Raw genomic sequence first — 22,637 nt, 5'->3', positions numbered from 1 at the left:
CGTCAGGGTGATCCGAAAGGATCGGTGAGTATCCGAGGGCCATTTCTCGGATTACTGGTATTCCTGGTGTCGTATCCATTCGCTCCGGATTCAGTGAAGTGGGACACGCCTCATGACGCGCTCCTTCTTGTCCTGTGGGCAGGGGGGTGCGGGATAGTGGCTCTCGGCATCGAGCATTTCCTGCGGTGGCGCTCGCGCCACGACGATGAGCTGTGATCCGAGGCGGCCACAGGAACACCTTCCGTCCTCTTGTGGGTTGCGATCTGGCTGACCTTTGGAGTGGACACCCTGACGTTGGATCTTGATGGTCCAGGGAGGGATGCCCAGGTGGGAAGGAAGTCTCCGTATCCGGAGGAGTTCCGGAAGGATGCTGTCGCGCTGTATCGCGCGTCAGGCGGTAAGCGGACATACGCGGCGGTGGCCGCGGATCTCGGGATCACCGGGGAGACGCTGCGCGCGTGGGTCCGCAAGGACGCCGGCCGGCCTGCGCCCGGGCCGCCGGATGGCACCGCGCTCAGCCCGGCCGAGGAGCTGGCCCGGCTGCGGGCCGAGAACCATCGGCTGCTGAAGGCGGAGAGGAAGTGGCAGACGGAGCGGGAGACCCTGCGCCGGGCAGCCGCCTATGGCGCTCGGGGGGCGAAGTGAGCCCCGAAGCCCCGCCCGAGGTCACGCTGAAGGACGGGACGGCCTGCATCGACCACGACCCCACCACCGGCCAGCCCCTCTCCCTGCGCACGACGAACGGGTACGAGGCGTACTGCATCGTCGACGGCATCAGAGCCCGTCCAAGAGCGCGTCCCTCCCCCTCACCGCGCCAGCCCCTCGTACAACGCCTCCAGCCCGTACGCGAAGGCCCTGTCCACGTCGCCTCCCAGGCGGAAGGAGCCGCTCAGTTCCATGCCGATGAAGCCCGTGAGCCAGGCCGTGACGAAGCGGGCCGCGTCCAGGGATTCCTCGGGGCCCGTGAGGACGGCGGTCGCGTCGATGAGGGGCTGGGCGGCGCGGGCGAGGGCGGGGCGGGGGGCGTGGGTGGAGTGCATCACGAGGCGGAACGCTTCCGGGTGGGCGGTGGAGAAGGCGCGGTAGCAGCGGGCGATGGCGGGGAGGGTGCCGTCGGTGCGGGCGATGCGGTCGGCCAGGTCCTCGACCGTGGCCTCCGCCACGGCGTCCAGGAGTGCCGCGCGGTTGGCCACGTGCTTGTAGAGGGACGGGGCGCGGACACCGACGCGGGTCGCGACCTTCTGCATCGTGAGGCCCTCGGGGCCCTCGGATTCCAGGAGTTCACGGCCTGCCGCGACGATGACGGCGAAGGAGGTCTTCTCGGGGCTCGGCATGATCCACCTTTCGGGAGCGACAGCGAAGGCTATTGACTGTAGCCATCATAGCTATGTACCTTAGCCGTGAAAGCTAAACCAATTAGCCATCGACCGGTCCCCGGGAGTACGCCATGCAGCTCGCCCCGCACCTCCACCGCCTCGGCAACGACATCGTCGCCTCGTACCTCATCGACACCCCCGAAGGCATCACGCTCGTGGACGCCGGGCTCCCCGGGCACTGGAACGACCTCCAGCGTGAGCTGCGCGCGATCGGCAAGACCGCCGACGACATCCGGGGCCTCGTCCTGACCCACGGCGACTCGGACCACATCGGTTTCGCCGAACGGCTGCGCGCCGAGCACGGCGTCCCGGTGTACGTGCACGAGGCGGACGCCCACCGCACCCGTACCGGTGAGAAGCCGAAGACCCCGGCGGGCCCGATGCGGCCCGGCGCCATGCTCGGTTTCCTCGGCTACTCGCTCCGCAAGAACGGCCTGCGACCGAAGTACGTCTCCGAGGTCACCGAGGTCCACGACGGCGATGTCCTCGACCTCCCGGGCGGCCCCGTGATCGTCGGCATGCCGGGCCACTCCCCCGGCAGCGTCGCCGTCCACGTCCCCCTCGCGGACGCGGTGTTCGTCGGCGACGCCCTCACCACCCGCCACGTCCTCACCGGCCGCACGGGCCCCCAGCCGGCCCCCTTCACGGACGACCCCGCCGAGGCCCACGCCTCCCTCTCCCGCCTCGCCCCCCTCGCCGCCTCCTGGGTCCTCCCGGGCCACGGCACCCCCTGGCACGCGAGCCCGGCGGAGCTGGTGGAGCGGATCGAGAAGGCGTGAGGCCCCGGGCGGTACGCGGCACCCGGGGCCGGAGCGAGCGCCGTCCCGCCACCCCGCCCGCGCCCCCTCACGCCACCCCCGCCCCCCTCACACCACCCCCGCCCCTCTCACACCACCCGCGCCCCCACCGCCTCCGGCCCGCCGTCCCGGAACCCGTCCCGCGAAGCCTCCCCCTCCGGGGAGACCGTCTCGCCCAGGAACGTCCGCCACAGCCTCGCGTACTTGCCGTTCAGTGCCAGCAGATCGGCGTGGGTGCCGTCCTCGGCGACGCGGCCCTGGTCCATGACCACGACGCGGTCCGCGCGGGCGGCCGTCGTCAGGCGGTGGGCGACCACGAGCGTCGTGCGGCGGCCCGCGAGGCGTTCCGTGGCGCGGGTCACCTGGGCCTCGCTCGCGAGGTCGAGGGCCGCCGTGGCCTCGTCCAGGAGCAGGATGTCCGGGTCCACCAGTTCCGCCCTCGCCAGCGCGATCAGCTGCCGCTGGCCCGCCGAGAGGTTGCGGCCCCGCTCCGCGACCTCGTGGAGGTAGCCGCCGTCGAGCGAGGCGATCATGTCGTGGGCGCCGACCGCGCGGGCCGCCGCCTCGACTTCCGCGTCGCTCGCCTCGGGCCGCCCGTAGGCGATCGCGTCGCGGATCGAGCCCGCGAAGAGGTACGCCTCCTGCGGCACGACACCGAGCCGGTGCCGGTACTGGGCGAGGTCCAGCTCCCGCAGGTCGGTGCCGTCGACCGTGACGCGCCCCGAGGTCGGGTCGTAGAAGCGGGCGACGAGCTTGACGAGCGTCGACTTGCCCGCCCCCGTCTCCCCCACGAAGGCCACGGTCTGGCCCGCGGGCAGGGTGAGGTCCACGTCGTGGAGCGCCGTCTCGTCCCCGTACGCGAAGTCGACGTTCCGGAAGGAGATCTCGCCCCGCAGCCGCTCGCCGACCGGGAGCGGGCGGGCGGCCTGCCCCGTCGAGGTGGGCTCGACGAGGAGTTCCTGCACGCGGCCGAGCGAGACGCTCGCCTGCTGGTAGCCGTCGAAGACCTGCGAGAGCTGCTGGATCGGTGAGAAGAACAGATCGATGTAGAGGAGGTAGGCGACGAGCGCGCCGGTCGTGAGGGTGCCCGCGTCGACGCGGTGCGCGCCGACGGAGAGGACGAGGACGGTCGCGGCGGTGGAGAGGAGCTGGACGAAGGGGAAGTAGACGGAGATGAGCCACTGGCCCCGTACCCGCGCCTGCCGGTACGCCCGCGCGTCGCGCGAGAACTTCTCGTAGCCCGACTCCTCGCGCCGGAAGGCCTGCACGATGCGCAGCCCCGCGACCATCTCCTGGAGCTCGGAGTTGACCGTCGAGATCCGCTCGCGGGCGAGCTTGTAGGCGCGCACGCTGCGCTTGCGGAAGAAGTACGTCGAGACGATCAGGACGGGCAGCGTCGCGAAGACGAGCAGGGCGAGTTCGACGTCGATGACGAGGAGTGCCGCCATGATCCCGAAGAAGGTGACGACGGAGACGAAGGCGGTGACGAGCCCTGTCTGGAGGAAGGACGACAGGGCGTCGACGTCCGTCGTCATGCGGGTCATGATGCGGCCGGTCAGCTCGCGCTCGTAGTAGTCGAGCCCGAGCCGCTGGAGGTGCGCGAAGATCTTCAGGCGCAGCGAGTAGAGCATCCGCTCCCCGGTGCGGCCCGTCAGGCGGTTCTCGCCGAACTGCGCGCCCCACTGGAGGAGGACCGCGCCGAGACCGAGGAGGGCGGAGAGCCACACGGCGCCGAGCGCCATGCGGTTGACGCCGTCGTCGATGCCGTGCCGGATGAGCACGGGCAGCGCGAGGCCGAGGCCCGCGTCGACCGCGACCAGCAGGAGGCTGAGCGTCAGGGGGCGGCCGAAGCCGCGCAGCAGGCGGCGCAGCCCGTAGGCGTCCTCGGGTGCGATGGCGCGTGCCTCGTCGATGTCGGGGATGTCCTTCGCGGCGGGCAGCGCGTCGACCTGCGCGAGGAGTTCGGGCGTCGCGGGCATGCCGTCGAGGGCGGTGTCGCGCGGGGTGCGGTCGCCGGTCCACAGCTGGGGGGTGATGCCGCGCTCGGCGTCGTACTCGGCGTCGAGTTCGGCGCGGACGGACTCGTCCTCGGGCCGGTCGTGCGGCAGGACGTGGCCGGGCGAGACCCCGCCGAGTTCCTCGGGGTCGGTGAGGAGGCGGCGGAAGAGCGCCGATTCGCGCTCCAGTTCCTCGTACGTGCCGACGGCGGCTATCCGCCCGCCGTCCAGGACCGCGATGCGGTCGGCGAGGGCGAGCGTGGAGCGGCGGTGGGCGATGAGGAGGGTCGTACGGCCGGCCATGACGCCGCGCAGGGCCTCGAAGATCTCGTGCTCGACGCGCGCGTCGATCGCCGAGGTGGCGTCGTCGAGGACGAGGAGGCGGGGGTCGGCGAGGATCGCGCGGGCGAGCGCGACGCGCTGCCGCTGGCCGCCCGAGAGAGTGAGTCCCTGTTCGCCGACGACGGTCTCGTAGCCGTCCGGGAGGTCCGTGACGAAGCCGTGCGCCCGCGCGGCGCGCGCGGCGGCCTCGATCTGCTCGCGGCTCGCCTCGGGGTGCCCGTACGCGATGTTCGCGGCGATCGTGTCGGAGAAGAGGAAGGAGTCCTCGGGGACGAGGCCGATCGCGGCGCGCAGCGAGGACATGCGCAGTTCGCGCACGTCGTGGCCGCCGACGAGGACGGCGCCGTGGCTCACGTCGTAGAAGCGCGGGAGGAGGAGGGAGACCGTGGACTTGCCGGAGCCGGAGGAGCCGACGAGGGCGACGGTCTCGCCGGGCGCGACGGTGAGCGAGAGGCCGTCGAGGACGGGCCGCTCGTCGTCGTAGCCGAAGCGCACGTCGTCGAACTCGACGGTCGCGGGCGCGTCCGCCGCCAGCTCGCGGGTGCCGTCCTGGAGCGTCGGCTCGGTGTCGATGAGCTGGAGGACGCGCTCGACGCCCGCGCGGGCCTGCTGGCCGACGGTGAGGACGACGGCGAGCATGCGGACGGGGCCGACGAGCTGGGCGAGGTAGGAGGAGAAGGCGACGAACGTGCCGAGCGTGATGTGGCCGCGCACCGCGAGCCAGCCGCCGAGCGCGAGCATCGCGACCTGCCCGAGGGCGGGTACGGCCTGGAGCGCGGGCGTGTACTTGGCGTTGAGGCGGATGGTGCGCAGCCGCCCGGCGAAGAGGCGGCGGCCGACCTCGCGCAGCTTGCCGGTCTCCTGCTCCTCCTGCCCGAAGCCCTTGACGACGCGGACCCCGGAGACGGCGCCGTCCACGACGCCCGCGACGGCGGCGGCCTGCGCCTGCGCGTACCAGGTCGCGGGGTGGAGGCGGCTGCGGGAGCGGCGGGCGATGAAGTAGATGGCGGGGGCGACGGCGAGGGCGACGAGCGTGAGCGGGATCGACAGCGTCGCCATGATGATGAGCGACATGACGAAGAGGAGGACGTTGCCGATCGTCATGGGCAGCATGAACAGCAGGCCCTGGATCAGCTGGAGGTCGCTCGTGGCGCGCCCGACGACCTGACCGGTGGACAGCTCGTCCTGACGGCGCCCGTCGAGGCGGGTCAGCGTGCGGTACATGTCGCGGCGCAGGTCGAACTGCACGTCGAGCGCGAGCCGGCCGCCGTAGAAGCGGCGCAGGTACGCGGTGACGTAGACGGCCACCGCGGCGCCGAGCAGCAGCCCGCCCCACGTGGCCATCGAGCGGGAGCCGCCGATCACGTCGTCGATGATGATCTTGGTGAGCAGCGGGATGAGCGCCATGACGGCCATCCCGGCGAGCGAGGCGCCGAGGGAGAGGATCACGTCCTTGCGATAGCGCCAGGCGTACCGGGCGAGGCGTCCGGCCCAGCCGGGGCCCCCGGCGGCGGGGTCGGGGGCAGGTGTCCTCGCGCCGTCCCCGGTACGGGTGTCCCGCTCGCGGTCCCGTTCCCTGTCCGGTTCCCGCTCCGGGTTCCGGGCCTGTGCTCCTGCCGCCACGCATGCCTCCTGGTGATCCGTCTCGCCGCAGGCGCCAACACCCGGAGCTGCGGATTTCATCCCGCCGTTACGCGGCGCAATGCGGCGGAGGGAGCGCGCGGGGGGCGTACGGGGCTCATTCGGGCTTGGCGAGGGCGGGCACGAGGGCGGGCACGAGCTTGCCCGCGTCCACCGTCCCGAGGCCGCTCGCGAGGTCGTAGCCGCGCCGCGCCCGGTAGCCGCTCGTGCCCTCCGTGGCGTTGTCGCCCGTCGTGACGTCCCGTACGCCGCCGTCCCGGCCCAGCCGGTAGAGGGCGGGGTTGACCGCGCCGAGGCCGTGGCCCGCGCGCTGCGCGGCGAGCGCGACGATGCCGCCGAAGAGGGGCGCGGCGAGGCTCGTGCCGAGCATGGGCACCCAGGCGCCGCGCCCGGCGTGCGTGAACCAGACCATGGTGGACCCGGCGGCGGAGGCGCTGAGCGAGACGTCGGGGACGCCGCGCCGGGCGCCGGTCACGTCCCGTACCCCGTCCTGGTAGCGCGGCCTGCGCATGAGCACCGAGGTGCCGCCCCCGGGGGCGCCGCCCCTGTCGTTCCACACGGTGTCGGCGGCCCGGCGGTGCCCCGCCTCGTCGAGCGTGACGCGGGTGCCGCCGACGGCGGTCACGGAGGGATCGGAGGCGGGCCAGGCGACGCCGCGGACGGGCTTCGCGCCGAGGTGGGCGGCCTGCGCCGAACCGGGCGAGGCGCCGTCGTCGCCGCTCGCGGCGACGACGGTGGTACCGGCGCGCGCCGCCTCGGCGAGCACGGGGCGCAGCTCGCGGGCGATGCTCGCGACCTGGTCCGCGCTGTCGCCGCGCTCGGACATGACGAAGCTGAGCGAGAGGACGTCGGGGCGCTGCTCGGTGAGTACGGTGCGCATCGCGGCGGCGAGGGCTTCGGCGGCACGCGCGTCGAGCACGCCGTCCGCGTCGACGTCCGGGAGGTCCACCTGGTGGAAGACGAGGGCGGCGCGCGGGGCCATGGCGTGCAGGGCCTCCATGTCGAGCGTGGCCTCGCGCGCGGTCGCGAGCATTCCTGCGTTGTCCTCGTCGAACGGGGCGGTCTTCGCGCCGCGCGGGGGCTTGTGCCGTACGACCTTCAGGTGTGGCGCGGAGAGTCCCAGCGCGTGGCTGAAGTGCCGCAGGTCGGCCGCCAGGTGCGGGGAGCCGACGACGCCGAGCGCGGCGACGGTCGTCCCGGCCCCGTCGTTGCCGCCGTCGTTGAGCGTCCTCGTCCCGTACAGCCCCCGTAGCTGCGTGAAGGTGTAGCAGCCGGTGCCCGTCGCGCGCACGCACGCCGTGCGGGCCTCGGCGGTGGCGGTGGCCCCTGGTTCGGGCGTGGTGGCCATCGCGGCGCGGGCCCGCTTGGCGGCCTCGCTCCCGGCGACGGTCTGGCAGCCGGTGAGGGCGAGGAGGGACGCGAGGGCGAGGGCGGCGAGACGCAGGGGGGCGGGGCGGGCGCGCCCGGGGGCGGGATCGCCGTGCGCGGGGGTGGCGGCGCTGCGAGTCGTACGGGGCACGGGGCGGTCCTCCCAGGCGTACGGCAACCGGCGATCCCCGTCACGGGGGCGCGCCCGTGGCCCCGCCCGGAAGGGGACGGCACCGGGCGGCGTCGGGGCGCGGAATCACACTCCCCCGGCGGCGGGCGTTGCGCCACCCGGGGGACTCCGGCGGGGTGAGGGCGGGGGCGGCCGCCGGGGTTCTTACGAGGTGCTGACGTCTTGGCCGGGGCCGCCCTCGCGCGGGGGCGGCCCGCCTAGCGTGGGCGCATGCGTGTACTGGTCACCGGCGGTGCCGGGTTCATCGGGTCCCACGTCGTCGAAGCGCTCGCGGCACGCGGGCACGAGCCCGTCGTCTTCGACGTACGAGAGGACCCGGCGCACGACGTGCGCGACGCGGACGCCCTCGCGGCGGCGCTCGCGGGGATCGACGCGGTGTGCCACCAGGCGGCCATGGTGGGGCTCGGCGACGGGGTGCGGGACGCGGCCGAGTACGTCGGGCGCAACGACCTGGGCACCGCCGTGCTCGTGGCCGCGATGGCCGGGCGGGGCGTCCGCCGGCTCGTGCTCGCCGGGTCGATGGTGGTCTACGGCGAGGGCGCGTACGCGTGCCCGCGCCACGGGACGGTACGGCCGGGGCCGCGCGCGGTCGCCGCTCTCGACGCGGGCCGCTTCGAGCCGTGTTGCCCCGCGTGCGGGGCCCCGCTGGAGCCGGGGCTCGTCGCCGAGGACGCCCCGGCGGACCCGCGCAACGTCTACGCGGCGACGAAGCTCGCCCAGGAGCACCTGGCGGCGGCCTGGGCCCGCGCGACGGGCGGCACGGCGGTCTCGCTGCGCTACCACAACGTGTACGGCCCCCGGATGCCCCGCGACACCCCGTACGCGGGCGTCGCCTCCTTCTTCCGCTCGGCCCTCGCGGCGGGCCGGGCGCCCCGCGTCTTCGAGGACGGGCGCCAGCGGCGCGACTTCGTGCACGTACGGGACGTGGCGGCGGCCAACGTGGCGGCGCTGGAGGCCGGTACGGAGGCGGGGGCGCTCACCGCGTACAACACGGGCAGCGGGACCCCGCACACGGTGGGCGAGCTGGCGCGGGCGCTCGCCGGGGCGTGCGGGGGCCCGGAACCGGTCGTCACGGGCGAGTACCGCCTCGGGGACGTCCGGCACATCACCGCCGACTCCTCGCGGCTGCGCGCCGACCTCGGCTGGAAGCCGGAGACCGGCTTCGCCGAGGGGATGCGGGAGTTCGCGGACGAGGCGCCGGCGGTGACGCGCTGAGAGGTCCTACGCCGGGGCGGCCGGCAGCGTGACCTCGAAGCGGCAGCCGCCGGGGATGTTGCGCACGGTGGCGCTTCCCTGGTGCGCCTCCACGATCCCGCGCACGATGGCGAGGCCGAGTCCCGCCCCGCCGGGCGGGGTCCGCGCGTGCTCGCCGCGCCAGCCCGTGTCGAAGACCCGCCCGATGTCCTGGTCGGGGATGCCGCCGCAGCCGTCCGAGACGGAGAGCACCACGCCGTCCTCGTGCCGCGCCGTGGCGACGGCGACGGTCCCGTCGGAGGGAGTACGGCGGATGGCGTTGACGAGGAGGTTGGCGAGCACCCGGCTCATCTCCTTGCCGTCCACCACCACCGGCACCGCCTCCACCCCTTCGCCCACCAGCCGGACGCCGTGCTCGCGGGCGAGCGGGTCCACGCCCGCGAGGGCGTCGCCGACGAGGTCGTACAGGGACATGCGCGCGGGGTGCAGGGGCAGCGAACCGGCGTGGATGCGGGAGAGTTCGAAGAGGTCCCCGACCATGCCGTCGAGCCGCTCCACCTCCGTCCTGATCCGGGTCAGGTAGCGGTCGGGCTCCGCGGCCACCCCGTCCTCCAGCGCCTCCGCCATGGCGCGCAGCCCGGCGAGCGGGGTGCGCAGGTCGTGCGAGATCCAGGCGACCAGTTCCCGCCGTGACGCCTCCAGGCCGCGTTCCCGCGCCGCCGAGGCGGCGAGCTTCTCGCCGGTGACGGCGAGTTCCCTGCTCAGGGCCTCCAGTTCGGCGGTGGCGGGCACGTCCGGCGCGTGGAAGCCGTCGCCGTCGCCGAAGGAGCGCGTCGCGCGGGCGAGCGCGTTGCTGCTCGCGACGACCCAGCGGCCGAGGAGGAGCGCGGTGGCGAGCGAGACGACGGCCGCCATCGCCACGACCGTGGTCACGACGCTCAGGTCGTGCGGGGAGAGGAACATCGCCCAGGCGACGGTGAGGGTTCCCGCGAGCATCGCGACGACGCTCACGCCGGAGACGACGGCGAGCGAGGTGATCAGCGAGCGGCGGCGCAGCAGCCGCAGCACGCACGCCCCGGCCAGTCCCGCACCGGCGGCGCCCATGAGCGCGTAGAGGGCGATGAGAAGCGTGTCACGCACGACGGCCCGCCCCCCTGTCGCCCTCGCCCGGTCCGTCGGCCCCCACCGCGCCCGGTCCGTTCGCGTCCCTCGTGCCCGGTAGGTTCGCGTCCCCCTCGCCCGGTCCGTTCGCGTCCGCCTCGAAGCGGTAACCGACGCCCCACACCGTCCGGATCGCCCTCGGCGCGGCCGGGTCGTCCTCGATCTTCGCGCGGAGCCGGCGGATGTGCACGGTCACGGTGGACAGGTCCCCGAACTCCCAGCCCCAGACCTCGCTCATCAACTCCTCGCGGCCGTACGCGCGTCCCGGGTGGCGCAGGAAGAAGGCCAGCAGGTCGAACTCGCGCAGCGTCAGCGACAGCGGGACGCCGTCGCGGGTCGCGAGGCGGGCGGCGGGATCGAGGGCGAGACGGCCGACGCGTACGGGGTCAGGCACCGGGTCAGGGCGGGTGCGGCGCAGTACGGACTCCACGCGCAGGACCAGCTCGCGGGGGCTGAAGGGCTTGGTCACGTAGTCGTCGGCGCCCCGCTCCAGGCCGAGGACGCGGTCCTCCTCGTCGCCGCGCGCGGTGAGCATGATGACCGGTACGGGGGTCCGCGCGCGCAAGCGGCGGCACACCTCCAGGCCGTCCATGCCGGGCAGCATCAGGTCCAGGACGACGAGATCGGGGCGGCGCGTGTGCGCGCGGGCGAGCGCGCTCGGCCCGTCGCCCGCGCGGTCCACGGTGTAACCGGCGCGGTGCAGATAACTGGTCACCACCTCGGCCACCGTCGGGTCGTCGTCGACGACCAGGACGTGGGGCGGGCCGCCGCCGGCGTCCACCGCCCCGTTTCTTTCGTACGACTGCCGCATGGCCCCAGCGTGACACCGTGCCGCCCGCGAGGGTCCGCCCCTCGCCCGCCCGGGGCCGGACGTCCGCGTTTCGTAAGATGAAGCGCCCGTTATGCCCCTTTCGCGTTCGTAGGCTGGGGATGTGATCTCTCCCACCACCGTTGACATCGTCCTGCCCTGCCTCGACGAGGCCGAGGCGCTTCCCTGGGTGCTCGGGCGCGTCCCTCCCGGCTGGCGCGCGCTCGTCGTCGACAACGGTTCGCGTGACGGCTCGGCGCGGATCGCCGAGGAGCTGGGGGCGTACGTGGTGCGGGAGCCGGTGCGCGGCTTCGGTGCCGCCTGCCACGCGGGGCTGCGGGCGGCGAGCGCCGACATCGTGTGCTTCTGCGACTGCGACGCCTCGCTCGATCCCGGGCTCCTCGTCCCCTTCGTCCGCGAGATCGTCGCCGGAGAGGCCGATCTCGTGCTCGGCCGACGTCGGCCCGCCGCGCGGGGCGCCTGGCCGGCCCACGCGCGCGCGGGGAATCTGGCGCTGTCCCGGCTGCTGCGGCGCAGGACCGGGCTGCGGCTGCACGACCTCGGGCCGCTGCGCGCGGCCCGGCGCGAGGCGCTGCTCGCGCTCGCCCTCACGGACCGGCGCAGCGGCTACCCCTTGCAGATGGTGGTGAGGGCCTCGGACGCGGGGTGGCGGGTGCGGGAGCACGACGTGCCCTACCTGCCGCGTGCGGGCGCCTCGAAGGTGACCGGTACCTGGCGCGGTACGTGGCACGCGGTCCAGGACATGCGAAGGGTCCTGGCCGAGGGCGTGGCGGTGGAAGGGGCCGGACGGTGACGACGCTCCTCGTGATCGCCAAGGAACCGCGCGCGGGCCGGGTCAAGACGCGGCTGACGCCGCCGTTCACGCCCGAGCAGGCCGCCGCGCTCGCCGAGGCGTCCCTCACCGACACGCTGCGCACGGTCGCCGCGACCCCCGCGACCCGGCGCGTCCTCGTGCTCGACGGGACGCCGGGCCCTTGGCTGCCGCCCGGCTTCGACGTCGTCCCGCAGTGCGCGGGCGGGCTGGACGAGCGGCTCGCCGCGGCGTTCGCGGGCTGCGCGGGGCCGGCGCTCCTGATCGGGATGGACACCCCGCAGGTGACCCCCGCGCTCCTGGACGTCCGCCTCGCGCGGGGCGAGGCCGTCTTCGGGCCCGCTCTCGACGGCGGCTTCTGGGCGCTCGGCCTGGCCTCCCCCGCCCCCGCGTTGCTGCGCGGGGTGCCCATGTCCACGGCGACGACGGGCGCGGTGCTGCGTGAGCGCCTCCTCGCCGCCGGGCTGCGGGTACGGGACCTGCCGGCGTTGCGCGACGTCGACACCGCGGCCGACGCGCACGCCGTCGCCGCGGAGGCCCCCGGCAGCCGCTTCGCCGCCCGGCTCGCCTCCTACTGCCCGGCGGTCCCCGCGTGAGCGCCCCCGCCGCGCCCGCCGCCTGGGCCGCTTCGGACCCGTACGCCGCCGCGCTGCGCGCCGGGCGGGGCCCGCTCTTCCTGCGCCGGGCGGACGGGTGGCTGCTGCCACTGGAGGTGGAGCGCTGGTGCGCGGCGGCCGACCGGGCCGACCGCGCGGTGCTCGACCGGTGCGAGGGGCGGGTGCTCGACGTGGGCTGCGGGCCCGGCCGTCTCGTCGCTGAGCTGGCCGCGCGGGGCCGGACGGTGCTCGGCGTCGATGTCAGCGAGGCCGCCGTCGCGCACACCGGACGGCTCGGCGGCCGAGCGGTGCGCGCCTCCGTCTTCGAGCCGCTGCCGGGCGAGGGCCGCTGGGACACCGTCCTGCTGATGGACGGCAACATCGGCATCGGCGGCCGCCCGTGCGCGCTCCTGGAGCGTGCGGCCCAATTGCTCGTCCCGGGCGGCCTGCTCCTCGCCGAGACCGCGTCGGAGGACGTGGACGAGCGCGCGGAGGTTCAGGTGGTGGACACCGGCGGCGCACTGAGCGGCACGCCGGGGCGGCCCTTCGCGTGGGCGCGGGTCGGCACCCCCGCGCTCCTGCGGTACGCGGCGCGCGCGGGACTGCGCCCGGGCGCTCAGTGGTCGGCGGACGGGCGCCGCTTCGCCGCCCTGCGCACCCGCACCACGAACACCACCGCCGAGACGGCGAACAGGGCGGCCGTGATCAGCAGCCAGTGGCCGAGGTAGGGGTCGGTCGAGCGGCCCGTGAGGGACCGGAACTGCCCGTCCACGCGCCCGCTGATGAGCGGGAACCACACGAGGAGCAGGAGCAGGGAGAGCGCGGCGGGCACGCGGACGTGCCCCGCCCACCTCCGGTGTCCCGTCGCGGCGAAGGGGCGGACGAGGAGGCGGTCGGCGGTGGTGTAGAGCGGTACGAGGACGAGGTCGTGGAGGAGGGCCGCGCCCACGATCCACAGCGCGACGCCGAGCCAGTCCCCGGCCAGGAGCCGCACGGCGGCGTACGCGCTGACCGCGAGCGAGCAGAGGGTCAGCAGGAGGGGCAGCGGTCCGCCGAGCGGCGGGAGCGTGGGCCGGCGCATCGTCAGGGCCTTCCGAACGTCATGCGAGTGACCCATTTCGTGTTGAGCACTCCGGGCGCGGCGGGCACGATGACCCGCGCGGGGTAGCCGTGGTCGGGTGTCAGGTCCGCTCCGTTGACCTCCAGGGCCAGCAGGGAGCGCGGGTCGGCGACCTGGTTGGCGCGCAGCCAGGCGTGCCGGAAGGTGCCGTGGGCCTGGAGGGATTCCACGTACACGTCCACCGGTTCCTCCTCGCCCGCGAGCGCGGCGAGGTCGCGCAGCCGTACCCCGCGCCAGTGCTGGTCGGACGTGGACCAGCCCTCCACGCAGGCGATGGGCAGCGCCGCGCCGTGCTGCGGCAGGGCGCGCAGCCGCTCGCGGCTGAGCCGGACGGTGCCGGAGCGGCCGGTGAGTTCGAGGCGCCAGGTGTCCTCGCGGGTGCGGGCGGTGGTGATCCCGGCGTAGGCGGCGGTCTTGTTGATCTGGAAGGCGCCGGGGCCGCTGCCGGGGTCCTCGCCGCCGTGCGGCGCGAGGAGGGCGGTGCGGCGCAGGGACCCGCCGATGCTCTGCCCGGCCGTGGTGACCAGCAGGAGGAGCGAGCCGCCCGCGACGGACCACAGCGCGCCGCGCCGCGAGACGGTGGGCGCGTCGGGGTGGGTGGCGACAAGGGCGTCCGCCTCCCGGGCGACGGGTTCGCCGGGGGGATCGGGTACGGGCTCCCCGGGCGCGCGGGCTCCGGTCGCCCCGGGCGTGCGGGCTCCGGAGTCCGCCCGCGCGTCCTCCGGCGCGAGCAGATTCCCCTCCGCACGGGCCCTGCGCACCGTCCGTACGGCCAGCGGCACCCGCAGGGCGGCGTGGAGCGCGAACGCGGCGAAGAAGAGCCAGGCCCCGTAGAAGTGCAGGGGGTAGAACGAGCCGGGGAAGAGGTAGTCGAGCTGCACGTTCAGCACGCCCGTCGTGAACTCGAACAGGCCGCCGCCGACGAGCAGCAGGATGGTGATCCGTTCGAGGGCGTGCGCGAGGGAGCGGACCGGCGGGAGCGCGAAGAGCTTCGGCACGACGGACCACAGCTTGGCGAGCAGCACCGGGATCAGGGTCACGCCGAGCGTGACGTGGACGCCCTGGGTGAGCCGGTAGAGCCAGTACGGGTCGGTGGGCCAGTCGAAGAGGTAGAAGCCGAGCAGCCCCTTGTCGGGTGTCCTGTCGTTCACGCCGCCGAGCCCCGGGTTGTACGCCGCGTAGGACAGCAGACCGGTCACGAACATCACGGTGACGCCGAGGAGCAGGACGAGGCCGAGGACCGAGGTGAACCACGGCCCGCGCAGGGGGCTGCGCCAGAAGCCGGGCGAGGAGGGCAGCAGCCGGGAGGGAACGCGCATGGCACGACCGTAGGGCGCGGGACCCCCGCCACCGGGGCTACGACTCATGACGAAACGCTGACATCGCCCGCCAGGAGCGCGGGAAAGCGGCGCACCCGGCCTAGCGTCGGGACGTGCACCGCAGCCGACACGACCTCCACGCCGTCCTGGGCGCCGCCCTCCTCGTCACCGCCGCCGCCCTGATCGGCCGCCACCTGCGGGCGGACCACGACAACCTCTTCGTGGACTGGCCCCCGTTGTACGCCCGGTGGGAGCCCCACGTGGGGCCCGGCACCCCGGCGGCGCTCCTCGTGGCCGCCGCCGTCGTCCTGTACGGTCCGCCGCTCGTGGCGCGGCTGCCGTGGCGGGCGCTGCTCCTGGCGGTGTGGGCCGCCGCGAGCGCGTGGACTTTCTCGCTGGCCTGGATCGACGGCTGGTACCGGGGCATCGCCGAGCGCCTGACCTCGCGTTACGAGTACCTGCGGGTCATCGACCGTTTCCAGGACATCCCCGCCACGCTCAGGGACTTCACGCACCACATCCTCCTGGACTCCCCGCACCACTGGCCGCCGCACACCGCCGGGCACCCCCCGGCGGCGACGGTGACGTTCGTCCTGCTCGACCGGGTGGGGCTCGGGGGCGGTGGCTGGGCGGGCATGTGGTGCGTCGTCGTCGGGGCCTCGGCCGGGGTCGCCGTGCTGGTCGCGGTACGGGCGCTCGCGGGCGAGGACCTGGCGCGGCGTGCGGCCCCCTTCCTCGTCCTCGCGCCCGCCGCCGTCTGGGTGGGCGTCTCGGCGGACGGCTACTTCGCCGCCGTCGCCGCCTGGGCCGTGGCCCTCCTCGCCCTCGCCGTCACGGGACGCTCCCCCGCTTGGGCGGCCGGTTCCGGGCTGCTCTTCGGCCTCGCCCTCTACCTCTCGTACGGGCTGACGCTGTTCGCGGTCATCGGCTGCGCGGTGCTGCTGCTGGGCCGCCACCAGGTGCGCCGGAAACCGGTGCTGCTCCTGTACCTGCTCGCCGGGCTCGTCGTCGTCCCCGTCGTGTTCACGGCGCTCGGCTTCAACTGGTGGGAGGCGTACCACATCCTGGTCAAGCGGTACTACCAGGGAGCGGGCGGCAAACGCCCCTACGGCTACTTCGTGTGGGCCAACCTCGCCTGCACCGTCCTCGTCGTGGGTCTCGCCACGGTCGCGGGCCTGCGCCGCTCGGTCGCGGAGCTGATCGACGGCGGGCGACAGGCGCTGCGCGCCCGCAGGACGCGGCCGGGGCCCGAGGGGGGTACGGGGGTGGACGCGGTTTCCCCGGCGGGTGCGGTCCCCGGGGCGGGTGCGGGGGTCGAGACGATGCTCCGGACGAGCGCCGAGCCGAAGACGGTGCCCCGGTCGGGTACGGCGAAGGAGGCCGCCCCGTCCGCGCGCCTCGCGTTCCTCGTCTGCGCCGCCCTCGTGGCGCTGCTCGCCGCCGACCTGTCCGGCATGAGCAAGGCCGAGACGGAACGGATCTGGCTGCCCTTCGCGCTCTGGCTCCTCCCGGCGGCGGCCTTCCTCCCGCGCCCGCGACTCTGGCTGACGGCGCAGGCGGTCCTCGCGCTGCTCCTCAACCACCTGCTGCTGACGTCGTGGTGAGGGGGCGGCGGTTCCGGGGGAGCGCGGTCGACTTCTGCCTGCTCGCGCATCCTGGTGTTGCGGAACACCCCCCTCAGCTCTCCCCGAACATCCGTACCCGCTCCCGCAGCACCACGACCCTCGGTTCCCCGCTGCCCAGCGCCTTCGTCAGGTCGGCGCCCAGGTCCGCGGCCGTCGTCGTCACCGCGGGGACGCCGAAGGACTCGGCGAGGGCCACGAAGTCCGGGCGGGACAGTTCCGTGCCCACGGATTCGCCGTACGCGCCCGTCAGGTACTCGCGCAGGACGCCGTAGCCGCCGTCGTCCACCACGAGCCAGGTCACGGGGAGGTCGTGCTGGCGGGCCGTCGCCAGTTCCGCGAGGGAGTACATCGCGCCGCCGTCGCCGGTGACCGCGAGGACGGGGCGGCCCGGCTCCGCGACCGCCGCGCCCAGCGCCGCGGGGAGGGCGAAGCCGAGGCCGCCCGCGCCCTGGGCCGTGTGCATCGTGCCGGGGCGGCGGGGGTCGAAGCCCGCCCAGGCCCAGTAGCCGAGGATCGTCATGTCCCAGAAGCTGGAGGAATCGTCGGGGAGCGCGGCGCGGATGGTGGTCAGGAGCTCGCGTTCCAGGGTCAGGTCCTGGGCGTCCAGGCGGGAGCGGACCTTCCGCAGCAGCTGCGCCACGCGCTCGCGCGCTCCCGGGTCCTCGCGCGGCGGGGCCGTCTCCAGGAGGGCCTGGAGGGCGAGGCGGGCGTCCGCGTGGATGCCGAGGGCGCGGTGGTTGGCCTCCAGCTTCCCGAGGTCGGCCTCGATCTGGATGATCCGGCCGCGCGGCGCCAGCGAGTGGTAGTGCGAGGAGAGTTCGCCGAGGCCCGAGCCGACGACGAGGAGGACGTCCGCGTCGGCGAGGAAGTCCGTCGTGTGCCGGTCCTCCATCCAGGACTGGCCGGAGAGGGGGTGCTCCCACGGGAAGGCGCCCTTGCCGCCGTACGTCGTCACGACCGGCAGGTCCATGTGCTCGGCGAGCGCGCGGAGCTTGCCCGCCGCGTCGGCCCGTACGACCCCGCCGCCCGCGAGCACGACGGGCCGCTCGGCGTGCGCGAGCCAGTCGGCGGCGAGCGCGGTCAGCTCGGGGCGCGGGAGGAGCGGCTCGGGCAGCGCGTCGGGGGCGTTGACCTCGGGGAGCAGGGTCTCGGCCGCGAGGACGTCCTGCGGGATCTCGACCCATACGGGGCCGTGCGGGGCGCTCAGCGCGGACTCCCAGGCGGCGGCGATCGCCGAGGGGATCTGCGAGGCGGCGCGCACGACGTGCACGGATTTCACGAGGTCCCGTACCGAGGCCTGCTGGTCGCGCAGTTCGTGCAGGTAGCCGTGGCGCCCGCCGCCCAGGCCCGCGGCCGGGACCTGCGAGCAGATCGCGAGGACGGGGGAGCTGGAGGCGGCGGCCTCCTGGAGGGCGGAGAGCGAGGTGAGCGCGCCGGGACCGGTCGAGAGGAGGAGTGGGGCCGCCTCGCCCGTGATCCGCCCGTAGCCGTCGGCGGCGAAGGCCGCGTTGTTCTCGACGCGCAGCCCGACGTAGGCGAGCGCGGAGCGGCGCACCGCGTCGAAGAGCGCGAGCGCGTGCTGCCCGGGGAGTCCGAAGACGGTCGTCGCGCCGAGCCCGTGCAGGGTCTCCACGACGAGGTCCCCGCCGGTCCGCCCGGCGGGCGGGTCGAGCGCCGCGCGCGTCTGGGCCTCGGTGGGGCGCAGTTCGATGTCGTGGTCGTGGCTCAACGCGGGTCCTTCCGGTGGGGGTGCGGTACGGGAGGGCGGGGGCGACGGTACGGGGAAGGGGGCCACCCGTGCCCGTACCGTCGCCCCGGCTCAGTCCGCGTCCCGTTCCGCGGCGATGCGGCGGGTCATGAGGGTGGTGAGTTCGTAGGCGGCGTGGGAGGCGGCGACGGCGGTGATCTCGGCGTGGTCGTAGGCGGGGGCCACCTCGACGAGGTCGGCGGAGACGAGGCGGCAGCCGGCGAGGCCGCGCAGGATCTCCAGGAGTTCGCGCGAGGTGAGGCCGCCCGCCTCGGGGGTGCCGGTGCCGGGGGCGTGGGCGGGGTCGAGGACGTCGATGTCGATGGAGACGTAGAGGGGGCGGTCGCCGATGCGCTGCCTGAGCTGGTCGGCGACCTCGTCGACGCCGCGGCGCATGACGTCGGCCGCGGTGACGATGCCGAAGCCCATCTTCGCGTCGTCGGTCAGGTCCTGCTTGCCGTAGAGGGGGCCGCGGGTGCCGACGTGGGAGAGCGCGGAGGTGTCGAGGATGCCTTCCTCGACGGCGCGGCGGAACGGCGTGCCGTGCGTGTAGGCGGCGCCGAAGTAGGTGTCCCAGGTGTCGAGGTGCGCGTCGAAGTGGAGGAGGGCGACGGGGCCGTGGCGCTCGGCGACGGCGCGCAGGAGCGGGAGGGCCACGGTGTGGTCGCCGCCGAGGGTCATCAGGCGCGCGCCGGAGTCGAGGAGGCGGCCCGCCTCGTGCTGGACGGTCTCGACGGCCTCGTCGATGTCGAACGGGTTCACCGCTATGTCGCCCGCGTCGGCGACCTGCGCGAGCGCGAAGGGCGAGGCGTCCTGGGCGGGGTTGTACGGGCGCAGCAGGCGCGAGGCCTCGCGGATCGCGTTGCCCCCGAAGCGGGCGCCGGGACGGTAGGAGACACCGGTGTCGAAGGGGACACCGACGACGGCGACCTCGGTACGGGCGACCTCGTCCACGCGCGGCAGCCGCGCGAACGTCGCGGGGCCCGCGTAGCGCGGGACGCGCGAGGAGTCGACGGGGCCGCGCGGAGCATCGGCGGGCGGCCTGATGCGGTCGTTCATGGGGTGCCTCTTCGCTGGTCAGGTGAGCGCCCCGCGTCATCGGGGGGCGCGCCATCGACTGTAACGGGGGTGTCCGGGCGACACCCCGTTCCCCTCCCTCGAACCCTCCACCTTTTGTGTGACTATCTGACGTTATGTCCCCTTGGCAGCGCTTCCGCCCCGTCCCACGCGGCGCTCCCTCGCGCCGCACCACCCCACCCACGCGCCGCGCCGCCCCGCTGCGCACCGCCGCCCTCCTCGCCACCCTCCCCGCCCTCCTCCTCGGCGCCCCGAGCCCGCAGGCCGCCGCGAACCCGCACCCCGCCGCCGACCCGCCCGCCGCCGCGAAGCCCGCCCCCCGTACCGTCCCGACCCCCTCCCCCACGACCTCCGTCGTCACCGTCAAGACCGGCGGCGACCGCTCCAGCGACCAGGCCGTGGCCGCGCTCGCCGGGACGCGGCTCGGGCTCTACACCACCGCGAGCGGCGGCGCCCTGGTCGGGGAGTGCGTCTCGGACGGCGACGGCGACTGCTCCTTCGTCGTGCCGGGCACGAACACCGGCGGGGCCAACGCGGGCAGGCGCCTGTGGGTGCGGCAGATCGCGGCCCCGGGCGGCTGGTACGAGAACCCCCAGCTGCGCACCGGGGGCAGCGCCACGACCCCGTACCGCTTCCAGACCCCGGCGCTGCGCCCGGACACCACCTACAGCTCCACCGACAACGGCGTCAACGGCTTCATGGTGAGCAGCGGCGCCTCCAACCAGTCGGCCTCCGGCGGCACCTGGCAGCAGTCCAGGAACAACCCCGCGCTGCCGGACAGGTGCGGACTCAAGGTCGCCCTCGTCATGGACCTGTCCGGCTCGACGCAGGGCAGCGTCCGCGCGCTCAAGTCGGCCGCGAACACCTTCGTCGACGCGCTCCAGGGCACCCCGTCGAGCATGGCCCGCTTCACCTTCTCCAGCTTCTCGCCCGCCGAGCGCGGCGGCCCCAACGCACCCCAGCTCGCCTCCGTCTCGACGACGGCGGACGCCACGGCCTTCAAAAACACCTACGCGAGCTGGAACGAGAGCACCGCCCAGGGCTCCACCAACTGGGACCGCGCCCTCTACGTCCCCGCGCTCGCCGCCGAGCAGTACGACCTCGCCGTCGTCATCACCGACGGCATGCCGACCCGCTACGGGACCGAGAGCGGGCCCGGCGGCAACGGCTCGCTCACCCGCTTCCGCGAGCTGGAGAACGGCATCTTCTCCGCGAACGCCCTCAAGGCCGAGGGCACCCGCGTCCTCGCCGTCGGCGTCGGCGCGGGCGTCCAGGGCAACGCGAGCCTCAACCTCGCCTCCCTCTCCGGGCAGACCAGGTACACCGGGGCGAACATCGCGAGCGCCGACTACTTCCAGGAGCAGAACTTCGCGCAGGTGGGCACGGCGCTGCGCAGCCTCGCGCTGGCGAACTGCACCCCCTCGCTCTCCGTCGTCAAGCAGGTCCGGCTCCCGGACGGCTCCACCACGAACGCCCCCGAGGGCTGGACGTTCCGCGCCACGACCACGACGCCGGGCGCCTCGGCCGCCTCGCCGCGGACGACGACCGGTGACGGCACGGGCGCGGTGAACTTCCCGCTCACGTACGCGGACGGCACCGAGAGCGCCGACTTCGACGTCACCGAGGACCAGCAGCCCGGCTACACCCTCGTCCAGCAGGAGGGGGACAACGCCTCCTGCTACGACAAGGTCGCCGAGAGACCCGTGCCGGTGACCAACGCCCCCGGCGGGCCGGGCTTCCGTATCCCCATCGCGCGGGATTCGTCCCTGAGCTGCACGATCATCAACCAGGCGCCCCCGGAGCGGGTGCCCGCGACGGTCGAGGTCGACAAGGAGTGGTCGGTCGCCTCCACCGGCACCCCGCCCGTGCTCTACTCCGAGGGCGAGCAGCCCTCCGACCTCCAGGCCGCGCTGCGGCTCGGCGACCCGACCGGCTCCGGCACCTCGCCGTGGTCGTGGTCCATGCCCCGCACCGGGTACGAGCAGGGGCAGCGGGTCACGATCGGCGAGAAGGTCACCTTCGCCGACGACATCGACTGCACCCTGACGGGCGTCGACTTCGACGGCACCCCGCTCCCCGCCACGAACGAGCCCACGACGTCCGTGACGCTCGCCGAGGGCGCGAACCGGCACCGGATCACCAACCGCGTCACGTGCGACACGACCCTCACCCTCGCCAAGGACGTCGTACCGCCGCCCGGCCCCTCCACCGGCAACTGGGACCTGCGCGCGTACGAGGGCGACGGCGACCTCCCCGGGCCGCACGGCGTGAGCGGATCGGCCACCGCGACGCGCGTCCCGGTCACCCCGGGCGCCCGCTACCAGCTCGCCGAGCGGCTCACGTCCGACGACCCCGCGCTGCTCGCCTACAAGCAGGTCGACGACCGCACGGACTACCAGTCCAACCCGCGCTCCACCGGCTCGATGAACTGCCTGGCGACCGGGAAGAGCGGCACCCCCTACCTCGGCTTCAACGACGGCATCAACGGCGGCGTCAACGTCTCGCTCGGCCTGCACGCGACGTGCACGGCGACCAACGAGGCGGTGCCGCTCCGGCTCGTCAAGCAGGTCGAGGGCGGTACGGCGGAGCCCGCCGACTGGGACCTGACCGCGAGCCCCGTGGACGGGCCCGAGGGGCTGCCCGGGCGCACGGTGACCGGTGACGCCGGGGGCACGACCGTCCTCGTCCGCCCCGGCACGGCGTACCGCCTGACCGAGACCGAGGGCCCGGCGGGGTACGCGCTGAGCGACCTCACGTGCCGCGTCGACGGCGAGAGCGAGGACGGCGACCCGGACTCGTTCGCCGTCCCCTCCGGTCAGGTCGGCACCTGCACGTACACCAACACCTACCGCCCGGCGACGCTCACGCTCGTCAAGAAGGTCGTCAACGCGCACGGGGGCCTCGCGGACCCGCGCGACTGGCTGCTGAGCGCCACGGGGCCGACCCCCGGCATCGGCGGGCGGAACGGGGACCCGGAGATCACCGGCGCCGAGGCCGCCCCCGGCACGTACCGGCTGCGCGAGAGCGGGGGTCCGGAGCACTACCGGTCCTCGGGCTGGGACTGCCGGGACGGGGAGGGCGACGAGGTCCCGGTGCGCGAGGACTCGGTGCGGCTCGCGCGCGGCGCCGACGTGCGCTGCGTGCTCACCAACCACGACCTGCCCCCGAAGCCGACCCCGCACCCGACACCGACGCCGGAGCCGAGCAGCCACACCCCGGCCCCCGGTCCGCACCACCGCGGCAGCCTCTCCAGCACCGGCAACGGGGTCCTGTGGGCCGCCGCGGCCGGCACGGTGGCCCTGCTCCTCGGGACGTACGCCGCCCTGCGGGCGCGGCTGCGGCGCCGTAAGGGCTGACACGACGGCACACGAAAGAGCCGACGGCACGGTTCACGGCACGACGAAGGGCCCCGCACCTGTGGTGCGGGGCCCTTCCCTTGGTACGGGC

At 74.7% G+C, this 22,637-nt stretch carries 16 protein-coding genes and 1 pseudogene; 8 read left to right on the top strand and 9 right to left on the bottom strand.

Annotated elements, in window-relative coordinates:
* Window positions 1–327 precede the first annotated feature (327 nt).
* Window positions 328–644 (top strand): annotated as a pseudogene (locus ACIP4O_RS06665) (transposase); the annotation flags it as partial.
* Between the two features lie 162 nt (window positions 645–806).
* Here the strand turns inward: ACIP4O_RS06665 and ACIP4O_RS06660 are convergent.
* A complete protein-coding gene (locus ACIP4O_RS06660; protein WP_401572298.1) occupies window positions 807–1,334 on the bottom strand; it encodes a TetR/AcrR family transcriptional regulator in 528 nt (175 codons plus the stop codon).
* Between the two features lie 113 nt (window positions 1,335–1,447).
* Between ACIP4O_RS06660 and ACIP4O_RS06655 the strand changes: the two genes are divergently transcribed.
* Complete coding sequence (locus ACIP4O_RS06655; RefSeq protein ID WP_401572295.1) at window positions 1,448–2,155, top strand: MBL fold metallo-hydrolase; 708 nt, start codon at window positions 1,448–1,450, stop codon at window positions 2,153–2,155.
* 107 nt (window positions 2,156–2,262) lie between these two features.
* Here the strand turns inward: ACIP4O_RS06655 and ACIP4O_RS06650 are convergent, their stop codons facing one another.
* Both ACIP4O_RS06650 and ACIP4O_RS06645 read right to left on the bottom strand, forming a co-directional pair.
* Window positions 2,263–6,135, bottom strand: coding sequence for an ABC transporter ATP-binding protein (locus ACIP4O_RS06650; protein ID WP_401572292.1), 3,873 nt, complete (start codon window positions 6,133–6,135; stop codon window positions 2,263–2,265).
* A 115-nt stretch (window positions 6,136–6,250) separates the two neighbouring features.
* Window positions 6,251–7,672, bottom strand: a complete 1,422-nt coding sequence (locus tag ACIP4O_RS06645) for a S8 family serine peptidase (RefSeq protein WP_401572289.1) — start codon at window positions 7,670–7,672, stop codon at window positions 6,251–6,253.
* 249 nt (window positions 7,673–7,921) lie between these two features.
* Between ACIP4O_RS06645 and ACIP4O_RS06640 the strand changes: the two genes are divergently transcribed.
* Entirely contained in the window at window positions 7,922–8,926 is a 1,005-nt protein-coding gene (locus tag ACIP4O_RS06640; RefSeq protein WP_401572286.1) for an NAD-dependent epimerase/dehydratase family protein, read from the top strand.
* A gap of 6 nt (window positions 8,927–8,932) precedes the next feature.
* Here the strand turns inward: ACIP4O_RS06640 and ACIP4O_RS06635 are convergent, their stop codons facing one another.
* Together ACIP4O_RS06635 and ACIP4O_RS06630 are read right to left on the bottom strand one after the other, a co-directional pair.
* Window positions 8,933–10,045: a sensor histidine kinase gene (locus ACIP4O_RS06635; RefSeq protein WP_401572283.1), complete on the bottom strand. Its 1,113-nt coding sequence runs from the start codon at window positions 10,043–10,045 to the stop codon at window positions 8,933–8,935.
* Window positions 10,038–10,877, bottom strand: a complete 840-nt coding sequence (locus ACIP4O_RS06630) for a response regulator transcription factor (RefSeq protein ID WP_401572281.1) — start codon at window positions 10,875–10,877, stop codon at window positions 10,038–10,040. The genes ACIP4O_RS06635 and ACIP4O_RS06630 overlap by 8 nt, the downstream gene beginning before the upstream one ends.
* Before the next feature lie 121 nt (window positions 10,878–10,998).
* Between ACIP4O_RS06630 and ACIP4O_RS06625 the strand changes: the two genes are divergently transcribed.
* The 3 genes from ACIP4O_RS06625 to ACIP4O_RS06615 are packed head-to-tail and all read left to right on the top strand — an operon-like array spanning window position 10,999 to window position 13,030.
* Window positions 10,999–11,688 (top strand): glycosyltransferase family 2 protein, encoded by a 690-nt coding sequence (locus tag ACIP4O_RS06625; protein ID WP_401572278.1) that lies wholly within the window; start codon window positions 10,999–11,001, stop codon window positions 11,686–11,688.
* Window positions 11,685–12,302 (top strand): TIGR04282 family arsenosugar biosynthesis glycosyltransferase, encoded by a 618-nt coding sequence (locus tag ACIP4O_RS06620; protein ID WP_361320795.1) that lies wholly within the window; start codon window positions 11,685–11,687, stop codon window positions 12,300–12,302. The genes ACIP4O_RS06625 and ACIP4O_RS06620 overlap by 4 nt, the downstream gene beginning before the upstream one ends.
* The gene (locus ACIP4O_RS06615; RefSeq protein WP_401572275.1) at window positions 12,299–13,030 is read left to right on the top strand and encodes a class I SAM-dependent methyltransferase; all 732 of its coding nucleotides are present in this window, start codon (window positions 12,299–12,301) and stop codon (window positions 13,028–13,030) included. The genes ACIP4O_RS06620 and ACIP4O_RS06615 overlap by 4 nt, the downstream gene beginning before the upstream one ends.
* Here ACIP4O_RS06615 and ACIP4O_RS06610 read toward each other — a convergent pair.
* Together ACIP4O_RS06610 and ACIP4O_RS06605 are read right to left on the bottom strand one after the other, a co-directional pair.
* The gene (locus tag ACIP4O_RS06610; RefSeq protein ID WP_361320791.1) at window positions 12,919–13,383 is read right to left on the bottom strand and encodes a hypothetical protein; all 465 of its coding nucleotides are present in this window, start codon (window positions 13,381–13,383) and stop codon (window positions 12,919–12,921) included. The genes ACIP4O_RS06615 and ACIP4O_RS06610 overlap by 112 nt on opposite strands.
* Window positions 13,384–13,385: 2 nt before the next feature.
* Entirely contained in the window at window positions 13,386–14,741 is a 1,356-nt protein-coding gene (locus tag ACIP4O_RS06605; RefSeq protein ID WP_401572272.1) for a molybdopterin-dependent oxidoreductase, read from the bottom strand.
* A 113-nt stretch (window positions 14,742–14,854) separates the two neighbouring features.
* Between ACIP4O_RS06605 and ACIP4O_RS06600 the strand changes: the two genes are divergently transcribed.
* Window positions 14,855–16,345: a hypothetical protein gene (locus ACIP4O_RS06600; protein ID WP_401572270.1), complete on the top strand. Its 1,491-nt coding sequence runs from the start codon at window positions 14,855–14,857 to the stop codon at window positions 16,343–16,345.
* Between the two features lie 73 nt (window positions 16,346–16,418).
* On the opposite strand, the gene ACIP4O_RS06595 is transcribed toward ACIP4O_RS06600, so the two are convergent.
* Together ACIP4O_RS06595 and speB are read right to left on the bottom strand one after the other, a co-directional pair.
* Entirely contained in the window at window positions 16,419–18,095 is a 1,677-nt protein-coding gene (locus ACIP4O_RS06595) for a thiamine pyrophosphate-binding protein (RefSeq protein ID WP_401572267.1), read from the bottom strand.
* Window positions 18,096–18,185: 90 nt separating this feature from the next.
* Window positions 18,186–19,172: an agmatinase gene (speB, locus tag ACIP4O_RS06590; protein ID WP_361320783.1), complete on the bottom strand. Its 987-nt coding sequence runs from the start codon at window positions 19,170–19,172 to the stop codon at window positions 18,186–18,188.
* Between the two features lie 134 nt (window positions 19,173–19,306).
* On the opposite strand from speB, the gene ACIP4O_RS06585 reads away from it, so the two are divergent.
* Window positions 19,307–22,546, top strand: coding sequence for a VWA domain-containing protein (locus ACIP4O_RS06585; RefSeq protein WP_401572264.1), 3,240 nt, complete (start codon window positions 19,307–19,309; stop codon window positions 22,544–22,546).
* Window positions 22,547–22,637 lie beyond the last annotated feature (91 nt).

The organism is Streptomyces sp. NPDC088923 (assembly GCF_044749745.1).
Classification (GTDB): domain Bacteria; phylum Actinomycetota; class Actinomycetes; order Streptomycetales; family Streptomycetaceae; genus Streptomyces.
The sequence above is the reverse complement of the archived record's forward strand: the minus strand, read 5'-3'. Positions and strand labels throughout refer to the sequence as shown.

What these genes read in the sequence shown, in the direction of transcription:
- ACIP4O_RS06585 (WP_401572264.1), top strand. Translation starts at nt 19,307, where the DNA reads ATGTCCCCTTGGCAGCGCTTCCGCCCCGTCCCACGCGGCGCTCCCTCG.
- ACIP4O_RS06605 (WP_401572272.1), bottom strand. Translation starts at nt 14,741, where the DNA reads ATGCGCGTTCCCTCCCGGCTGCTGCCCTCCTCGCCCGGCTTCTGGCGC.
- ACIP4O_RS06610 (WP_361320791.1), bottom strand. Translation starts at nt 13,383, where the DNA reads ATGCGCCGGCCCACGCTCCCGCCGCTCGGCGGACCGCTGCCCCTCCTG.
- speB (WP_361320783.1), bottom strand. Translation starts at nt 19,172, where the DNA reads ATGAACGACCGCATCAGGCCGCCCGCCGATGCTCCGCGCGGCCCCGTC.
- ACIP4O_RS06655 (WP_401572295.1), top strand. Translation starts at nt 1,448, where the DNA reads ATGCAGCTCGCCCCGCACCTCCACCGCCTCGGCAACGACATCGTCGCC.
- ACIP4O_RS06660 (WP_401572298.1), bottom strand. Translation starts at nt 1,334, where the DNA reads ATGCCGAGCCCCGAGAAGACCTCCTTCGCCGTCATCGTCGCGGCAGGC.
- ACIP4O_RS06640 (WP_401572286.1), top strand. Translation starts at nt 7,922, where the DNA reads ATGCGTGTACTGGTCACCGGCGGTGCCGGGTTCATCGGGTCCCACGTC.
- ACIP4O_RS06630 (WP_401572281.1), bottom strand. Translation starts at nt 10,877, where the DNA reads ATGCGGCAGTCGTACGAAAGAAACGGGGCGGTGGACGCCGGCGGCGGC.